Annotated in this window: 14 protein-coding genes and 1 pseudogene; 11 read left to right on the forward strand and 4 right to left on the reverse strand. The window is 52.6% G+C overall.

The features are described 5' to 3' along the window. Positions 1–33 precede the first annotated feature (33 nt). Positions 34–525 (reverse strand): GNAT family N-acetyltransferase, encoded by a 492-nt coding sequence (locus XI25_RS04150; RefSeq protein ID WP_046677495.1) that lies wholly within the window; start codon positions 523–525, stop codon positions 34–36. A 271-nt stretch (positions 526–796) separates the two neighbouring features. Between XI25_RS04150 and XI25_RS04155 the strand changes: the two genes are divergently transcribed. The 11 genes and pseudogenes from XI25_RS04155 (at position 797) to XI25_RS35675 (ending at position 12327) form a co-directional block, all read left to right on the forward strand. Next, positions 797–2239 (forward strand): MDR family MFS transporter, encoded by a 1443-nt coding sequence (locus XI25_RS04155; RefSeq protein ID WP_442950357.1) that lies wholly within the window; start codon positions 797–799, stop codon positions 2237–2239. 36 nt (positions 2240–2275) lie between these two features. Further along, complete coding sequence (locus XI25_RS04160) at positions 2276–2881, forward strand: TetR/AcrR family transcriptional regulator (RefSeq protein ID WP_046677497.1); 606 nt, start codon at positions 2276–2278, stop codon at positions 2879–2881. Positions 2882–3120: 239 nt separating this feature from the next. Beyond that, positions 3121–3819, forward strand: coding sequence for a FadR/GntR family transcriptional regulator (locus XI25_RS04165; protein WP_046677498.1), 699 nt, complete (start codon positions 3121–3123; stop codon positions 3817–3819). A 136-nt stretch (positions 3820–3955) separates the two neighbouring features. Next, positions 3956–5306 (forward strand): annotated as a pseudogene (locus XI25_RS04170) (acyclic terpene utilization AtuA family protein). A 14-nt stretch (positions 5307–5320) separates the two neighbouring features. Then, a complete protein-coding gene (locus XI25_RS04175) occupies positions 5321–5653 on the forward strand; it encodes a DUF4387 domain-containing protein (protein WP_046677499.1) in 333 nt (110 codons plus the stop codon). 3 nt (positions 5654–5656) lie between these two features. Further along, the gene (locus tag XI25_RS04180) at positions 5657–6550 is read left to right on the forward strand and encodes an ABC transporter permease (RefSeq protein WP_046677500.1); all 894 of its coding nucleotides are present in this window, start codon (positions 5657–5659) and stop codon (positions 6548–6550) included. A 12-nt stretch (positions 6551–6562) separates the two neighbouring features. Beyond that, positions 6563–7435: a carbohydrate ABC transporter permease gene (locus XI25_RS04185; protein ID WP_046677501.1), complete on the forward strand. Its 873-nt coding sequence runs from the start codon at positions 6563–6565 to the stop codon at positions 7433–7435. 121 nt (positions 7436–7556) lie between these two features. Beyond that, positions 7557–9011 (forward strand): extracellular solute-binding protein, encoded by a 1455-nt coding sequence (locus XI25_RS04190; RefSeq protein ID WP_046677556.1) that lies wholly within the window; start codon positions 7557–7559, stop codon positions 9009–9011. Positions 9012–9024: 13 nt separating this feature from the next. Further along, the gene (locus XI25_RS04195) at positions 9025–10176 is read left to right on the forward strand and encodes an ADP-ribosylglycohydrolase family protein (RefSeq protein ID WP_046677502.1); all 1152 of its coding nucleotides are present in this window, start codon (positions 9025–9027) and stop codon (positions 10174–10176) included. Positions 10177–10202: 26 nt separating this feature from the next. Further along, on the forward strand, positions 10203–11000 hold the full coding sequence (locus tag XI25_RS35670; RefSeq protein WP_268794461.1) for an ADP-ribosylglycohydrolase family protein: 798 nt from the start codon (positions 10203–10205) through the stop codon (positions 10998–11000). Next, complete coding sequence (locus XI25_RS35675) at positions 10978–12327, forward strand: ADP-ribosylglycohydrolase family protein (protein ID WP_268794462.1); 1350 nt, start codon at positions 10978–10980, stop codon at positions 12325–12327. Before XI25_RS35670 ends, XI25_RS35675 begins: the two co-directional genes overlap by 23 nt. Positions 12328–12666: 339 nt before the next feature. On the opposite strand, the gene XI25_RS04205 is transcribed toward XI25_RS35675, so the two are convergent. The 3 genes from XI25_RS04205 to XI25_RS04215 all read right to left on the reverse strand — a co-directional run bounded on the left by XI25_RS04205 (position 12667) and on the right by XI25_RS04215 (position 16708). Next, complete coding sequence (locus tag XI25_RS04205; RefSeq protein WP_235439651.1) at positions 12667–13707, reverse strand: hypothetical protein; 1041 nt, start codon at positions 13705–13707, stop codon at positions 12667–12669. A 77-nt stretch (positions 13708–13784) separates the two neighbouring features. Beyond that, positions 13785–16184 carry a DUF4179 domain-containing protein gene (locus XI25_RS04210; protein ID WP_046677504.1) on the reverse strand — a complete coding sequence of 800 codons (2400 nt, stop codon included), beginning with the start codon at positions 16182–16184 and terminating at the stop codon, positions 13785–13787. Next, entirely contained in the window at positions 16181–16708 is a 528-nt protein-coding gene (locus XI25_RS04215) for a sigma-70 family RNA polymerase sigma factor (RefSeq protein ID WP_046677505.1), read from the reverse strand. The genes XI25_RS04210 and XI25_RS04215 overlap by 4 nt, the downstream gene beginning before the upstream one ends. Between the last annotated feature and the right edge of the window lie 224 nt (positions 16709–16932).

Genomic DNA, 16932 nt, shown 5'->3' on the forward strand with positions numbered 1-16932 from the left:
TGTTAGTTCACGTGGGCACATTTTAGCGGCAGCTTATCCGGCTTCGGTAACAAAGGTCAGAATCGGCCCTTCCCACTGCTCCTCTCTTATGGTTTGGCAGGCCCCTTTCGTATAAGACCCAATCGTTTTGGCCCAAAATGCCTGGGCAGGCCGATTAGCTTCCAACTGAGCCACTCTCCAGCTTCCGCCGAACTGATTGAACAATGCGGTAGCCGCATGCTGTCCCACCTTTTGCTGCCTGTACTTCTTCATGACGAAAAATTCGGCCATCTCATAGATGGTCCGGTTCCGGTCGTCCGTCCCCAATTCTCTCACTAAGGCGAATCCGGCCAGTTTACCGTTTACCCGAATGAAGTATGGATGCCTGCCTTCCTCTGTCCAATAGTGGTCCAGGTACATATATTCATACAGCCCGTTCTCATTTACGTCTTCCGGATCGTATTCCGTGAAGTCATACTTATACAGCTCCAGCAGATTCCGTAAGACGGACTTGCGCTCATACTCGATTTTCTCTATTGCGATCATCGTCTTCCTTCCTTTTCCAGAATATTGAAAATATGCCCTCATTGTAGCATATACGGAGCATGACGGCATGCTTTGAACAAATATAAGTCATATTCAACAGGCCTCATCATGATGAGCCAGGAGGCACGCCGAAAACGATGAGAACGAAGTTTATGGAAAAAAATTCATTTGTGCATTGACGTCCGGACAATTGTCCGATAGAATAAAAAACGCGCTTCCGGACAATTGTCCGCATACAGAAACAAAGGAGGATAACAACTTGGATATGGGGATGGGGCCGGATTCGGCCAAGATTGATTTAAGCAAGATCAAGAGAGGGCCTATTGTTGCGGCACTGATTATTGGCGCGTTCGTTTCCATCTTGAACGAGACGCTGCTGAATATTGCTTTTCCGAGCCTGATGGAGCAGTTTGGCATCGGGGAATCGACGGTTCAATGGCTGTCAACCTCCTACATGCTGGTTGTCGGGATCCTGGTCCCGGTGACGGCGCTGCTTCAATTGTGGTTTACGACGAGGCAGATGTTTATCGGGGCAATGACGCTATTTCTGGTCGGTACGATCATCTGCGGGTTTTCGCCGGTATTCGGCGTGCTGCTGTTCGGCCGTATTCTGCAGGCATTCGGAACGGGGCTTATGCTGCCGGTTCTGATGAATACGATACTTGCCATTTATCCGCCGCAAAATCGCGGAGCGGCGATGGGGATGATCGGGTTGGTTATCATGACAGCCCCTGCGATCGGGCCCACGCTTTCCGGATTCATCGTGGATGCGCTTAGCTGGCGCTGGTTGTTCTACCTGGTTATACCGCTGGCTGCGTTCTCCATTGCGTTTGCGGCGATATTCTTGAAGAATGTGACGGAATTGACCAAACCGAAGGTGGATATGGCTTCGATCCTCTTGTCAACCGTAGGTTTCGGCGGGATTGTGTATGGATTCAGCAGCGCAGGCGGCGGAAAATGGTCCGATCCGCAGGTCGTATGGTGCATTACGGCCGGGGTCCTGAGTTTGCTGATCTTCGTACGCCGTCAATTGGGCATGAAGGAACCGATGCTGGATCTTCGTACATTCAAGTATCCCATGTTCACCCTTGTGACGGTGCTCATGCTTGTGTTGATGATGAGTTTGTTCTCGACGATGATCATGCTGCCGTTGTTCCTGCAAAATGCATTGGGCTTAACCGCACTGGCCGCGGGGCTTGTCATGATGCCGGGCGGCATTATCAACGGATTGATGGCGCCGATTACGGGCAAGCTTTTCGATAAATTCGGACCGAGAGTTTTGATTATGCCGGGGCTGGTTCTGTTGTGTACGGCTATCTTCCTGTTTTCGCGCATCGATGCTTCATGGACGGGTGGCTACGTCATCTTCCTTCATGTTATGATGATGATTGGGATCTCGATGGTTATGATGCCCGCCCAAACGACGGCTTTGAATCAGCTGCCGCGTCTGCTGTATCCGCATGGAACAGCGATCATGAACACGCTGCAGCAGGTAGCCGGGGCTGTCGGCATGGCACTCTTTATCAGCATCATGACGGCAGGAGCCAAAAATTACGTGGAGACAACCGGAGATATGAATCCGGTGGAGAGTATGGTTGCGGGGCTTCACAGCGCTTTTATAACCGGACTCGTTCTTGCGGTTATTGCCTTGGTGCTGGGCTTCTTTGTCAAACGTACGTCTTCCCCGGCTGAAGAAAAGAAATCCGCCGCGTAAGGATCACGTGTGTTCGATTCAGAAAGGGATGCAGGTATGGCAAGCAAAAAAGAGAATGACGAGCTGGGTCAAAAAATCCTGAACACGGCCCAAGCCTTATTTAACAGATACGGAGTCGAGGAAGTTTCCATGCATCAGGTCGCGAAAACGGCAGGGATCGGTCAGGGAACCCTGTACCGCCGTTATCCGAGCAAGAGCAAAATCTGCCTAACCCTGATGGAAGCGAAGATCGATCGGTTTTTTCAGGATCTGGACGACTACCTCCGCAGCAGCGGCGAAGAACCGGTTGCCCTCAGGCTCCGCACCGTTATGTACAGAGTGGTTCTTCTGATTAATGAAGATCTGGAATGGCTGCGGGTTGTCTTGACCTCCGAGCGGCTGGAGGAGTCCAAGAACAATCTGTGCACGAATTCGCCTTTCAACTATTTACAAATGCAGATCAAAAGCCTTCTGGAACACGCGTCCGAGCAAGGGAGCATAAAGCCGCTCGACCCGGCCTTCACATCCCTGCTGCTGGTCACGCTTCCGCGGGCCGATGTGATCCTGTACCTGCGCGATATGGGATACGATGCGGAGCAGATTGCCGAGCAGTATTGCCGAAGTTTCGTGGATACGCTGTTTATAGATTCGCCAGAGAAATAGCTGCACGCCAAAAACCGTTCAAACTTAGACCCATGGTCTGTCTTGAACGGTTTTTTTTCGTCTAAAAATGAAAATCGGAAGCATGTTTATGATTCGAACGGCAGGAAAGGGACACCCTCAACAGTTGGATTGCAATGAAAGCGTTATTTTTTTTGCTTGACAGCCTTGCCAGATGCCAGTATTCTAAACGTGCGGATAATTGGATGATCCAATTTGGGATAGAGAGAAAGGGTAATCATATGACCATCAAGAGAATTAAGTACCACCGTGTTTACGAGGACGTGATTGAACAGATTAAAAATCTGATTCTGGAGGGGAATCTCTCCCCGGGAGACGTCCTGCCGACGGAGCGGGAGCTTGCCCAATCGTTCGGCATAAGCCGCGGTACCTTGAGGGAAGCCTTCCGCATTCTGGAGCGTGAAGGGTTGATCGAGGTGAAGCCGGGCGGCGGACGTTACCTCAGCAAGGCGCTTGATGAAGCTGAGGACCGCAGCCGCATCATCGATAATATCGAGCGCGCCACGATCATTGAGCTGCTGGAGGCGCGGGAACTGTTCGAGACAGGCATTGTAGAGCTGGCCGCAAAACGCGCAACGGAAGACGACATCAAAGAAATCGAAGCGGCCTTCGAGAAGTGGGGGCAGATCGATCTCGATGGCGAAGACCGGACGGAACCGGATCAAGCCTTCCATTTATCGATTGCGAAAGCAACGCATAACGTTGTTCTCGTCAATATGACCGAACTGCATATGGATCTCCTGCAGAGGACCCTCAGCAAGACGGCGAAGATCCCGGGCCGAAAGGACGAGGTGTACGAGGAGCATTTGCTTATCCTCCAGGCGATCAAGGAACGCGATCCCGTGAGAGCAAAACAGGCTTTGCTTAACCACCTGGGCAAGGTCAGGGAAAATATACAGAAGAATCATTTTTATGTTTAAGGTGACTCGGATTTTTCAGAAAGAAGCGCCTTCGTTCTTGGGGAAGGAAGACGAAGTCGTTTCTGCCTTTAAATTGGACCATCCAGTTACCCAGTCAAACGAGATTGCATAAATACTTTGCGGAGAGGGCTTGCAAATGAACACTGACATTCGAATTTTAGCACCCTGCGGCATGCTGGGATATGGTTTTCCGGAGCAATCTTTTAGGAAAGGAATGGAGTACGAGCTTCACGGCATCGTGGTAGACGCCGGTTCCACCGACGGAGGACCCCACAAATTAGGGGCGGGCGTCTCCATCGTCAGTAAACGCGCCGTCAAAAAAAGACCTGGATATGATCATTTCGAACGGCCTGCCGCGCAGGATCCCCATTATAATCGGCTCGGCCGGGGGATCAGGGGCAAGAACGCATGTAAACTGGACGCTTGATATCATTGACGAGATTTTGCAGGAACGGGGACTGAAAGCGAAAATTACCGTGATCTGGGCGGACTTTACGCAGGAAGAAATCAGGAAGGCCCATGAGGAAGGACGCATTCAGGGACTCAGCTCCAATATCCCGCCGCTTACGGCCGAGACGATCAAATCGACAAACAGCATTGTTGCCCAGATGGGACACGAGCCGATTGTCGAGGCGCTTAAGCAGGGAGGGGAAATCATCGTTTGCGGCCGCGCCTACGATCCGTCGCCGTTCGCCGCGGTCGGAATATACCACGGGAAAGATCCGGGGCTAGCCTACCACCTCGGCAAAATATTGGAATGCGGCGCCCTCTGCGCCGAGCCGGGCACGACCAAGGACAGCATTCTCGGGACGATCGGCGACGATTTCTTTACGGTCCGGTCGCTTAATCCCGACAGGATTTGCAGCGCGACAAGCGTTGCCGCCCATACCTTTTATGAAAAGGAACATCCCTATATTCTTCACGGGCCCGGATTCACCCTGGATCTGGAGCAATGCCGCTTCGAGGAAACCGAAAAAGGCGTGGTCCGCGTGACGGGAAGCCGCTACCTGCGGGCTGAGAAATACTACATCAAGCTGGAGGGAGCGCGGCGGGTAGCCTACCGCACATTCGTCATTGCCGGAATCCGGGACCCGATCCTGCTCGATAAGCTGGAAGAGGTCGAGGATTACGTCCGAAACCAGGCCAGGGAGTATTACCGGGAGATCCCGGAGTCGGATTACAGCATCCATTTCTACAATTACGGAAAGAACGGCGTGCTTGGCAGCAAGGAACCGGAACGGTTCAAAGGACATGAAGTCGGCGTTTTGTTCGAGGTCGTGGCGAAAACCCAAGAGCTTGCCAGCAGCATTTGCGCGACGGTCCGGTCCACCTTCCTTCATTACGGTTATGAGGGACGCAAATCGACGGCGGGGAATCTGGCGTTTCCGTTCGCGCCGAGCGACGTCGAATTCGGACCCGTCTATGAATTTTCCGTATACCATCTGATGGAAATGAAACATAACGGCTTCAGGATAGAACACAGGTGAGGAGGATGGAACCATTGACTCAACTCGGCCAGCTGGCAAAGGTGCTCCGCAGCAAAAACTCGGGCCCCTTCGAGATTACGTTCGATGTGTTGTTTGATTGCAAGGCGCAGTACGACAAGGTAAAGCAGTCCGGACGCATTACAAAGCAAGCGATCTGCGAGCTGTATCAGATCAAGGAGGAACAAGTCCATCACCTGGTTTTCTTCGATCAGGCGCTCGGCTTCAAAATTACCATCTTAAGGGATATTTCATCCGGCAGCGTCGGTGACCGCGATGTCTACGGCGCCCAGCAGCATGCTCCCCTGATGAAGTTATCCATTGATCCATTTCCGAAAAAGGGGGGATAAGCCATGAAGGTTCTAAGACGTCTGAGGCAGGACTGGGTATTGTATGCGATGCTGTCCGCTCCTCTTCTCTATTTCTTTGTCTTTCACGTCATCCCGCTGTACGGAATGAAGTTGGCCTTTCAGGATTACCGCATTCTCGGCGACCATGCATGGGTCGGCTGGAAGCACTTCAAGCTGCTGTTCAGTTCGCCGGCTTTTGCCAGCGTCCTGGAAAATACGATTATCATCAGCCTGATGAAGATCATCTTCGTCTTTCCCGTCCCGATTCTGCTGTCGCTGCTGATCAATGAGGTGCGCAGCTCAAAGTACCGCAAATACGTGCAGTCCGTCGTATATTTGCCGCACTTCCTGTCATGGGTCGTCATTGCGGGCATTTGGATCAGCCTTCTGAATCCTGCGGGCGGCGGCGTAAATCTGCTTGCGAACGTATTTCAGCTGCCATCGGTGGATTACATGACCAGCAAGGAGCATATCCGGTGGGTTCTGGTGGCGTCCGAGGTATGGAGAAGCGCAGGCTGGGATTCCATTATTTATCTGGCGGCGATCATGAAGATCAGCCCGGGGCTGTATGAGGCGGCCAAGATTGACGGCGCGACGCGGCTGCAGCAAATGAGATATATTACCCTGCCCCATCTGTACAGCACTGTTGTAACCGTATTCATCTTGAACCTCGGCTTTTTCATGAATGCGGGCTTTGATCAAGTGTTCAACTTCATGAACGATTCCGTCATCAGCGTCATCGATATTCTGGACACCTTCGTCTACCGGATCGGCATCGGGAACGGGCAGTTTGCCTACGCAACCGCGGCAAGCCTGTTCAAGGGCGTGATCGGCATCGTCCTGATTCTCGGCACGCATTTTATATCCAAACGCATCTCGGGCAAGGGTGTCTGGTAAAGGGGGGGAACGATGAAACGGCTGGAGTTTTCAAAAATCGTCATCTATCTGATTCTTTTTCTGTTCACGCTCATGGTATTGATGCCGCTTCTGAATCTGCTGGCGCTTTCTCTTACGGATCCGGAGAATGTGCATCTAATGGGCGGATTGGACATCATCCCCAAGGGATTTTCTACGATCAATTACAAGCTGCTGTTTTCGAATCCGCTGATTACCGGCAGTATCCTGAATTCGGTGTGGATCACCGCGGCGGGTACGTTTCTGAATCTGCTGCTGACGTCCATGGCGGCGTATGTGCTCGCCAGAACGGACTTTATCGGCAAGAAACTGGTGCTTTTGTTCCTGATCGTAATCATGGTGTTCGAGCCGGGAATGATTCCGGAATACCTTCTGGTGAAGGATCTCGGACTTATGAATACGCTTACCTCGCTCATTTTGTACAAGGCGGTCAACGTGTATTACCTGTTCATTCTGATGCGCTTCTTTCAGGATATTCCCGAAGAAATCCTGGAAGCGTCCCGGATGGACGGCGCGGGTCATTTCCGCATGTACTGCCGGATCATTCTGCCGTTATCCAAACCCGGCCTGGCAACGCTTGGCCTGTTCTATGGCGTTTACCATTGGAATGAATATTTCCGGGCGACCCTTTATATTTCCGAACCGGACAAGTGGCCGCTCCAGGTTGTGCTGAGGCAGTTCGTCGTCCGCAAGGACAACACTTCGCTTGTGGGCAACCAGAATATGTTCGATGGCGCGGTTAACTTCGATTTCGCTTCCCTGCAGGCCGGGACGATCATGATTGCGGTTGTTCCGCTGCTGGTTCTATACCCCTTCATTTTGAAGTATTACGCCAAGGGCGCGCTGGAGGGAGGGGTAAAGGATTAAGGATGAGTCCGGGAAGGCAGCATCATGACCGGTTGTAATGCTCGTCATTTCATAAAAAGGGGAGAAGAAGAAAGATGAAAAAACAAGCTTGTTATTCCTGGTTGTTATCCTGGCTGTCGTCATGGCTGCATGCGGTTCGAACGACCCGAAGCAAAGCGCAGGCGGGCAGGCTTCACCGGAACCGGGAAACAGTCAGCCGGGCGGAAGCTCAGATCCCGTCACGCTGAAAATCGTGTACAAGGACGAGGGGACGGTCAATCCCGTATCCGTCAAATTTTTTGAAACGCTGGAAAAAGCGCTGCAGAAAGACGAGGGGCTGAACGTAAAATTCGAGCTCGTGGATCTGGCTCAGGGCAGCTATGCGGAGAATTTGAATTTGCTGCTGCTTGGCGGCACGATTCCGGACATCATTTATTTCCAGGGCGGCGACCAGCAAATTTCCGGTCAAGGGCTGTTGGAGGACCTGACGCCGTATATCGAGAAATCGACCCATATCAAAAACATCATGGAGCCGCACAACACGGCGCGTATGACAAGCTATCCGTATCTGCTGTGGATCAAGCCGCTCGCGCCCAAGGTTCCCGTCATCCGGGCGGACTGGTTCCATGCCATGGATAGCTCCAAGGCATTGATGGAGAACGCGACCATCGACAACTATTACGCCTTCTTCAAGGAACTCGTCGAGAAGAAACCGGGCAAGGGCAAGCCGAATTATGCGCTGACCGCGGCGGGCGACATTGCGGAGATCAACTTTATTTTCAATACGGCATTCGGCCTGGATACGACCTGGCTGAAGAAAGATGACGGTACTTACGAATACGCCAAGGTGTCGCAAAAAGAAAAGGAAAAGCTGACGTTCTACCATAAGCTTTACAAGGAGGGACTGCTTGACCCGCAGTTCATCACGAAGCAGTGGGATACGAAGGAAGATGCTTTCTACAAAGGTGAAGCCGCCGTCATTACCGGCACCGCAGGCAAGATCCTCGATTTGTACGATGGCAGAATGCAGCAGCTTGGCGGCAAGGAGGCCAAACTCGTCGTGCTGCCGCCTGCCAAAGGCGAAGGACAGGGATTCGGCGCCACGGACGTCACGAAAGAATCGAGAGGACTCGCCATTTCCTCCCAGTCGCCGCATAAGGATATAGCCTTCAAGGTTTTTGATTATCTGGCAAGCCCCAAAGGCCAAATGCTGGACAGGCTCGGATTCGAGAATGAGCATTACAGCGTGGCTGACGGAAAAATCGAGCTGAAGGACAAATATTACGGCGAATGGTACGCCCGCTTCTGGGAGCCTGTAGAAATGAAATCCGAGATTCCGCTGAAAACGCCGCTTCTGGGGGAGCCGGGCTCGGCGTCGCTGAAGATGGCCTCGGATTACTATACGGAAGACAACAATTTCATCATACCGGAGCAATTCGTGGCGAACTGGGATGCCATGAACAATCTGTACAAGGAATATTCCATGGACTTTATTGGCGGCAAGAGGGACTTGTCGGAGTTCGATAAATTCGTAGAGGAATGGTATGCGGCCGGCGGGAAGGAAATTACGCAGTACGCTAACGAGAACATCAAGTGAGGAGTCTGGAATCATGATTTCGTTTCGTGACCGAGTGAGGGGCGTGGTCATCTCCACAGCGCTTGGAGACGCCATGGGAGCCCCGATTGAAAAGCTGACGTATGAGCAAATCAAGTCGAAATACGGACGCGTGGAGTCCCTGATGACAAGATGGTACAAGATGGATCTTCCTTCGGAAACCCGGCTTGGCCGGGTAAGGGGAGACGGCATCGTTACGGACGATACCCTGATGACCCTTGCGCTGATGAAGGTGTACCTTACGGAGCGCAGGCATTTGGATGCTTACGACATGGGCAACGAGTTTGTGAAGGAAATCGCCTTCCGCAAAACGTTCGTGCCCGAGCTTAATCAAGAAACTTTGATTATCGACCGGCTGTTCTACCCGGAAAAGTATATCTTCATGCGCCATGTGCTGGCAAATTGCGACCCCAGAGAGGCGGGGATCGGAAATATGGTCAACTGCGGGGCCGCGATGTACATCGCCCCCGTCGGGGTCGTCAACGCGGGCCATCCCAAGGCGGCTTATGATGAAGCGATTTTGTTTGCGATGGGTCATCAGAGCAGCTATGGCCTGGAGGCCGCCGGCGTTCTTGCAGCCTGCGTGGCCAAGGCCTTCGAACCCGGCGTGACGGTGGACGATATCGTTGATACCGCGATCAGCCTGGCGAAAGACGGAACGAAAGAGGCGATCCGGGAATTGACCGGGGCGGCCCGGGATCTCCGGCACGAGCGGGATGACATGGACAAAATCGTCAGCGTGTTTCAGTCCATACTCGCGAAGTATTCCCCGATGGGAGATGACGTTCATCGGCACATCGACAAGGTGGGCATTCCGAGCAATCACTACACGCCGAGCCGGCTGTGGTCGATTGAAGAACTCCCGATGGCATTGGCCTTCATCGTGCTGAACGACGGCGAATATTACCGCTCGATGCTGGACGGGGTCAATTCGGGCCGCGATACGGATTCCATCGGGGTCATGATCGGCGTTATTCTTGGCGCCATGTACGGCTGGGAAGCCGTGCGCAAAGAAGATCTGGAGCAGTTGAACGCGGTGAATCGTTTGGATTTGTGCGCGATGGCCGACCGGTTCGGCGACGTTGCCGAAAGGTTGATCAAACAGGATATTACGGCCCATGAAGCAAGAAAAGGCATCATCGTCTAGCGGCAGGGCAAAGGGGGAGTGGAGTTATGATACCGAGACAATATGTAGAGGCCGTATATGCGGGATTCATCGGCATGAACGTCGGGATCCGGCTCGGCGCACCGATCGAGCCGGTCGCTTGGACGTATGAGCGAATCCGGGGGGGTTACGGGGATATCCGCGATTACGTGAAGCCTTACAGCACCTTCGCGGCCGACGATGACGCGAACGGACCGGTGTTTTTCATCCGGGCGCTGTACGACGATGCGGTTGAACGCGAGCTTGAGCCCCAGGATGTCGGCAGGGCTTGGCTCAATTATGCCAGAGATGGCATCGGCATGTTCTGGTGGGGCGGAGAGGATATCAGCACGGAGCACAGGGCATACGTGAATCTGCGGAAGGGAATTCCGGCTCCCCGCTCCGGTTCCATCGAGGTAAACGGCACCGAGATGGCGGAGCAGATCGGCGGACAGATCTTCGTCGACTCCTGGGGTCTTCTGTTCCCGAGGCAGATCGAAAAGGCGGCGGATTATGCGGAAAAGGCCGCCAGCGTATCGCATGACGGCAATGGATTGTACGGCGCCCGGTTCATGGCGGCGTGCATTGCCAAAGCTTTCGAGGCTTCCACGGTGGACGAAATCATCGCTGCGGGCCTTAGCATGATTCCGCAGGATTCCACGTATGCACGCGTGGTGCATGCGGTGATGGATTTTCACCGCAGCCATCCTTCCGATTTCCGTGCCTGCCGTCAATACCTGGAGGAGCAGTGGGGCTACGATAAATATACGGGCGTGCCATATCATTCCGAATGCCGGCGTGTGCGTGCTGGCCCTGCTGTACGGTGAGGGAGACTTTTCGCGGACGGTCGAGATCGCCTCGATGTGCGGCTGGGATACCGATTGCAATGCCGGGAACGTCGGTACCATCCTCGGCGTGTTCGGAGGCCTTACCGGCATTCCGGAACATTACCGAAAGCCGATCAATGATTTCATTGTAGCTTCCAGCGTATCCGGCTACTTGAATCTGGTTGATTTTCCTACCTTCGCGAAAGAGCTTGCACTACTCGGCTACCGGGCAAACGGGGAGGAACCGCCGAAAGAGCTGACGGACCGGACCAAACAGGGAGAGGTGTATTTTGACTTCGACCTGCCGGGATCGACGCACGGCTTCCGCACGAGCAATCCGTTCAAAACCCCGGCAGTCCGCCATTCCGCCAAGCAAGCGATAGACGGAAGAGGATCGCTGGAGGTCGTATTCGACAGACTGGTTGAAGGCGATCACAGTAAAATCTACTGGAAGCCGTTTTACCGCAGGGAAGAATTCAACGATGAAAAATACAAGCCGACCTTCGCACCGCTCGCATACAGCGGTCAGACGGTATCGGCGAAGATTTACATGGACCAATGGGAAGGGGAGCCGATTACGCTTACCCCGTACGTGAGAAACACGTTCACCAAGGAGGAATTGCGGCTGAACATGGCCGTGCCGGTAAACGGAGAGTGGAACGACCTCGCATTTACCCTTCCCGATACGGAAGGGGCCATGATCGATGAGATCGGATGGATTCTGGAGAGTCCGTCGCCGCTTTCAAACCGTGCCATCGGGCGTCTTTTCATCGGGCAATTCCGCATTTCGGGTCCGGCCGACTACGCCATTGATTTCGCCAAACAGGCCAAGGAGTTCGGCTCCATTACGCCGTTCTCCCATCACCGGGGCCGGTGGGAGCTGCGTGACGGCGCGCTTCGCTGCACGACAGATGGCGATTGCTCCTCCTATTCGGGCAATTATTATGCAGGCAATATGGTCGTGGAGGCGTTGATCAAGCCGATGTCCGGCGGAAGCCACGGCCTGATCGCAAGAGCGAAAGGCATCGAACGCCATTATCTGGCCGGATTCGACGGTCCGGGCACCGTTTCGTTTATCCGTAAGGATTTTGGCTGCAAGCGGCTGATCAGCGCAAAGTACGATTGGGAGCTCGGCAAAGAGTACCGCTTCAAGCTGGTTGCGCTGAAAGATCATTTTACCTTGTATATTAATGGGGAGAGCGTCCTGGAATGCCGGGACGGCGCTTTCGCCCGCGGCATGTTCGGCTTCGGCTGCCTGGAGAAGGGCGAGAACGAGATTAGAGAGGTTCGCGTGCAGGCTTCGGCCGGACAGGTTTGCAAGGGGTAAGTGGGCAAGCATGAATCCCAAAGGTCAAGAACTGGAGCTAAATGCTTCAGGTCTGACCTTTTTTTGCTCGAAAAAAAGGGAACCGTCCAGAGTAGAAAAAAATCTACATGAGACAGTCCCTTTTCAAGTATAAGAAAGTATAAGATTTCATGGTTACTCGGCTCATATTATTTCCCGCAGAAACGCTATCGTCCAGAAGAATGACGATAGCGCTTCTACTGTCATGCATTTCAATCATTTCAATCAAGGCAGCCTGCGGCTATGCAGCCGGCTAGCGATCTATCGCTTGACCGCCCCGGAACCCAATTTATTTCATGTATTTAATAATTTATGTTATCTCTATGATTTCCGTTCCATCCGGAGGAGATTGCCATAGCCGTCAAACTTGGCGACGATGGACTCTTTGCCTTTGCTGCTGAACTTATAGTCTCCCCAGTCTTTATCCACCTTTAAGGTATAGTCAGACAGACTTACGCCAAACAGTTTTTTGGCAGCGGGGCCGGCCAGCGCAATCCCTTCTTTTTCCGTCAATGTCTTGCCCTTTTGGTTGTCCGTTTTCGGTTTCACCGTCACGGAAACAAGCTTGCCTGTTTTGACTTCGACCGTGGCCGTTGCCTCAACTACGAATGTTTTTCCATCCTTGCCCATTTCCACTGCGCCGTATTTGGCGGGATCGCCTTTAACCTCGATTTTTCTTTTCAGGTCCCATACTTCTTCGCCATTCAGGCCATCGTATTTTTTCCGTTCGATGTCCGTAAACGGCAGAACCTTGCTGTTTCCCATGCTTTTTACCGCTTTTTCAGCCGTTGCCGTGATCTTGCGGTCCACATCCGCTGCTTTATATTTCAATTGGTACGCTTGCAGTTTGCCTGTCTTTGCATCAAGTTGCAGGAATTGATCGTCATCGGTGCTGAAGGTGATGGTCTCCGTTTGGTTCAGTTTGTTGTTGGACTTGAAAAAGTGCGCTTGGGTAAAGGACGTCTCCGATTTTCCGTTTAACTGCTTGGCTTCCGATTGGGCGGCCTTTAAATGCGTCTCGTAAGCCTCCGTTACTTCGTCCATGGCGAAGCTAAGCGATACGGTAAGCACCTCGCCTGAAATGGCGTCGACCGAAATGACGGCGCTCCGGTCCTTGGCTTGAATGATCCAACTCTCTTTTTGATTTTTTTCATCCGCCAAATATTTATCCTTTGAAGCTTCTTCCAGTTGAAATGTTTTCCCGTTGCCATATTGCTCGATCGCTTTCTCTGCCGCCTCTGCAAGCTTCTGATCCAGATCGGCATATTCAATTGCCTGCGGACCTCCGTTGTTCGTATCGGCAGGAGCCGCGGTAACAGGGACAGAGGCGAATAAACCGCATGCCAGCGCTGCCGCGAGCAATGTTTTTGTTTTTTCATGAGTAATAACCTCCTGAATTTAAAAATTTGATTTACAATGTCCCGCTTGTTTCAAAAGTGTTAATCCTGAATCCCCTCTTCCGGGATCCGTTCCAGTCTCCAGAACTCGCCCTTGGCGTTTACAGTCCCTTTGATCGTCATCGATCCATTTTTCTTAAAGGTATACTCATTGAGCTTGACGCTCACGTCCGCACCTTCAAGATCCGTGCCAAACACTTGTTTGACCGTCGAACTTACCATTGCGATGGCCTGCTCTTGCGTGTAATGCGGTTCTGCATACTTTTTCCGTGCTTCCAGCTCATCGCCCGGATGATCGTTTTTGTAGCCCAGTTCAACCGACCATACCCGGTTCGTCCGTACGCCTACTTTGGCGAACACGCTCATGTCGCGACCAAGCTCCCAAACATGCTCGGCCGGCGTCATTTTCTGACTCATATGGGTGACCCGCAAGGACTTGCCTTGGGATAAAACTTGGTATGCCTGCTCCGCGGCAGCTTTTGCCTTCGGATCAAGGTGTCCCGGCGGATAGTTTACGGCAGCTTCATCCACCTTGCCTGTTACGGCGTCCACGCTGATTTGGGCCTGTTGGTTCTGGAAAAGCCAGCGATCATTCGCCTTGGATTGCTCCCGGAAGGCTTCCTTGAATACGATGGGCTGCTCAGGGTTCATCTGCCGCAAGGTTTCTTCCACGGTGTCGCGAAGTTCCCGATCCGCCTCGCCGTATGGAATGACCCGCTGCACGGCAATCGGCTCTGCCGTCTCCTTCATCATAATGACGCTACTTCCGCTGTTGTCCTTCGCATAGAGGAACCATCGGTCGCTATAATCCATGACGCCGTACAGCTCAGCAGGCTTGTCCGGGGCCAGCTTGCGCATCGCCTGCTCTGCTCTCCTTACAATCTCCGGTTTTAATTCCTCCACGGTCATCTCGTAAACCGGCTCGTCGTATCCCGGCGGAAGCGGTTCTTCCGACGGTACAAGCGGGATGCTCCAGCTGACGGGCGTTTTTTTGATCCAGCCTTCGAGAGACAGGGCAAGACTTTCAGGCATTTCCGTCTGGCCTGCAAAGAAGAACAATGTGCGGTTGCGGTAGTTTCCTTGCGCATCCTGCTCCAACTCCGTCGCGGATACCGCATGCATTTCCTTTTCCTGCCCATCCTTGAAACGCCACTGCAGGTCAACCGTATCGGAACCAAGCTGCTGATCGGCTTCCAGTATCCAGCCCTTTCCTTGAAAGACGCTGGAGCCGTCCTTCAGCTTTTCCTCCGTTTCATCCGTTTTCTCGCGCACCTTGAACGCAACGCTTTTCCCGTTCACCTCCTTCCACAGCGGTTCTTTCGTCAGGTTTGCCGGCTGGAGTACGATGGACGATCCCGAAGGGGCTTTTTCCTGCGAATAAATGGCGGTCAGCTCCAATTTCAAATCCTTCGCTGTCCCGAAAGGCAGGAAGGGGTGCCAATATCTCACATGTCCCATCGTCCCCTGACCATGGAAAAAGGCCTCAAGGTTGTTCGTGCCTCCCAGCATCAAATCTCCGCGTCTCAAGCCGTCAAATGCTGCAACGACGGTGCCTTGGCCATCTTTCACCTCGTACCGGAACATCGGCTCGCTTTTCTTGGCGCTTCTCCATGCCTGCGTCTCGTCTACCTGCAGCACCAGCTCCGATTTGCTCGGTCCATGGTATAGCCGATGAAAATCTATGCTGAAGCCTTCCGGGGAGACGAAGCGCTTGTTAATGGGTACGATCGTCGTTGAAGCTTTTGCCCGGGTCAGATCGATCGGCACTTCCAAGTGCCATTTCCCGCGGGTCCTGCCGATCTGGTTTATGTCGAATCGGACGGTAATCCGGTCCGGTATTTCCGACAGGGAAGAAATCCCGCGTCCAGGAAACAGGTCGTCCAGCGAGAGGGTCAATATCCGATCGTTTTCCGCATGGATTTGCCGCAAATTCAGCGGAAGCACATTCCCTTCGTCATCGACGATATCGTACCGGTTCACGTAGGGATCATCGTCGGTCCCGTTCGGGATGAACGTATCAAACAAGCGATCCGAATTTAACGGGTTTCCGTCCTGCTCCACGCCGTACAGAATCGAAACGCGAAACACATCGTGAATGGCCTCCTTCACTTTAAACGTAATTCCTTGATCGGTTGCCTGCTTGTTAATCGGCACGGCAAATCCTTCATCCGCCGCTTTTTTCAATCCATCGTCCGTCTTGCCAAGGGAGAACCACGATTTTACATAGGCTGCAAACGTGGGAGACGCGGCCATTCCCAAGGTGATAGCCAGCACTAGACCTGCGGCGGTAATTCCCGCTATTTTCACTGCTTTCAGAGGGCGTGTTCGCACAAGACCGAGCTCCCGCTTGGCTTGCCGCACACCCAGCATGCTGCGCTCATGCAGTTCCTTCGGAATTTCGATGTTCTCAAGTTCCCGCATCAATCGATTGTGTCGGTTCACTGCATTTCACCTCTCTTCAAGTTTTTTCTCAGCTTGTCGAGGCCCCGGTACAGTATCGTTTTCGTCGACCCTAAGGGCAGCTCCAGTATTTCCGAAATGGCTTGAAACGTATAACCTTGATAGATTTTGAGCAGGATGACGCTTTTTTCGTAGGTATCCAGTTTATCGAGCATATCCTGTAAAGTTACGGCAAGGGGAATGTCTTCCTCAACGGTATCTTCAATTTGCTGCTCCGTGTATTCGGGAGGAAACAGAATGACTTTCTTTCGCTGCCTCAGCACATATATCGAGCGATTGATCGCAATTTTGAGTATCCAGGTTTTGAAATATTGCGGCTCCCGCAAGCTGCCGATTGACTTAAAGGATTGGTATGCCGTCTCTTGAACGACATCAAGCGCATCCTCCTTGTTCTTCACATACATGTAGGCGATCCGATAGATCGATTCCTCGTGCTGTTGAAACAGCTCAAGAAACGCCTTGTCGTTGCCTTTCTGCGCTTTTTTCACGAGCTTATGTATATCCATGTGACATCGTTATCTCCTTCCGTCTTACTTATTAGAGCACGGGGGAGGGGAATTGGCTTTGACTTTTGAAAAATATTTAGGCTGCTGCATTAAGGCCAGGCGGCAAATAAGGCAGTCCTGCGGTGTTGGCCACCGAAAAATAAATAAAATAGACCACTCCGGCAAAGGAATGGTCTACCTTACATGCGTTTCATATTTAATGTTGATTTCATTCAACACATAGT

It is taken from the genome of Paenibacillus sp. DMB20, assembly GCF_000987955.1.
Classification (GTDB): Bacteria; Bacillota; Bacilli; order Paenibacillales; family Paenibacillaceae; genus Paenibacillus_AQ.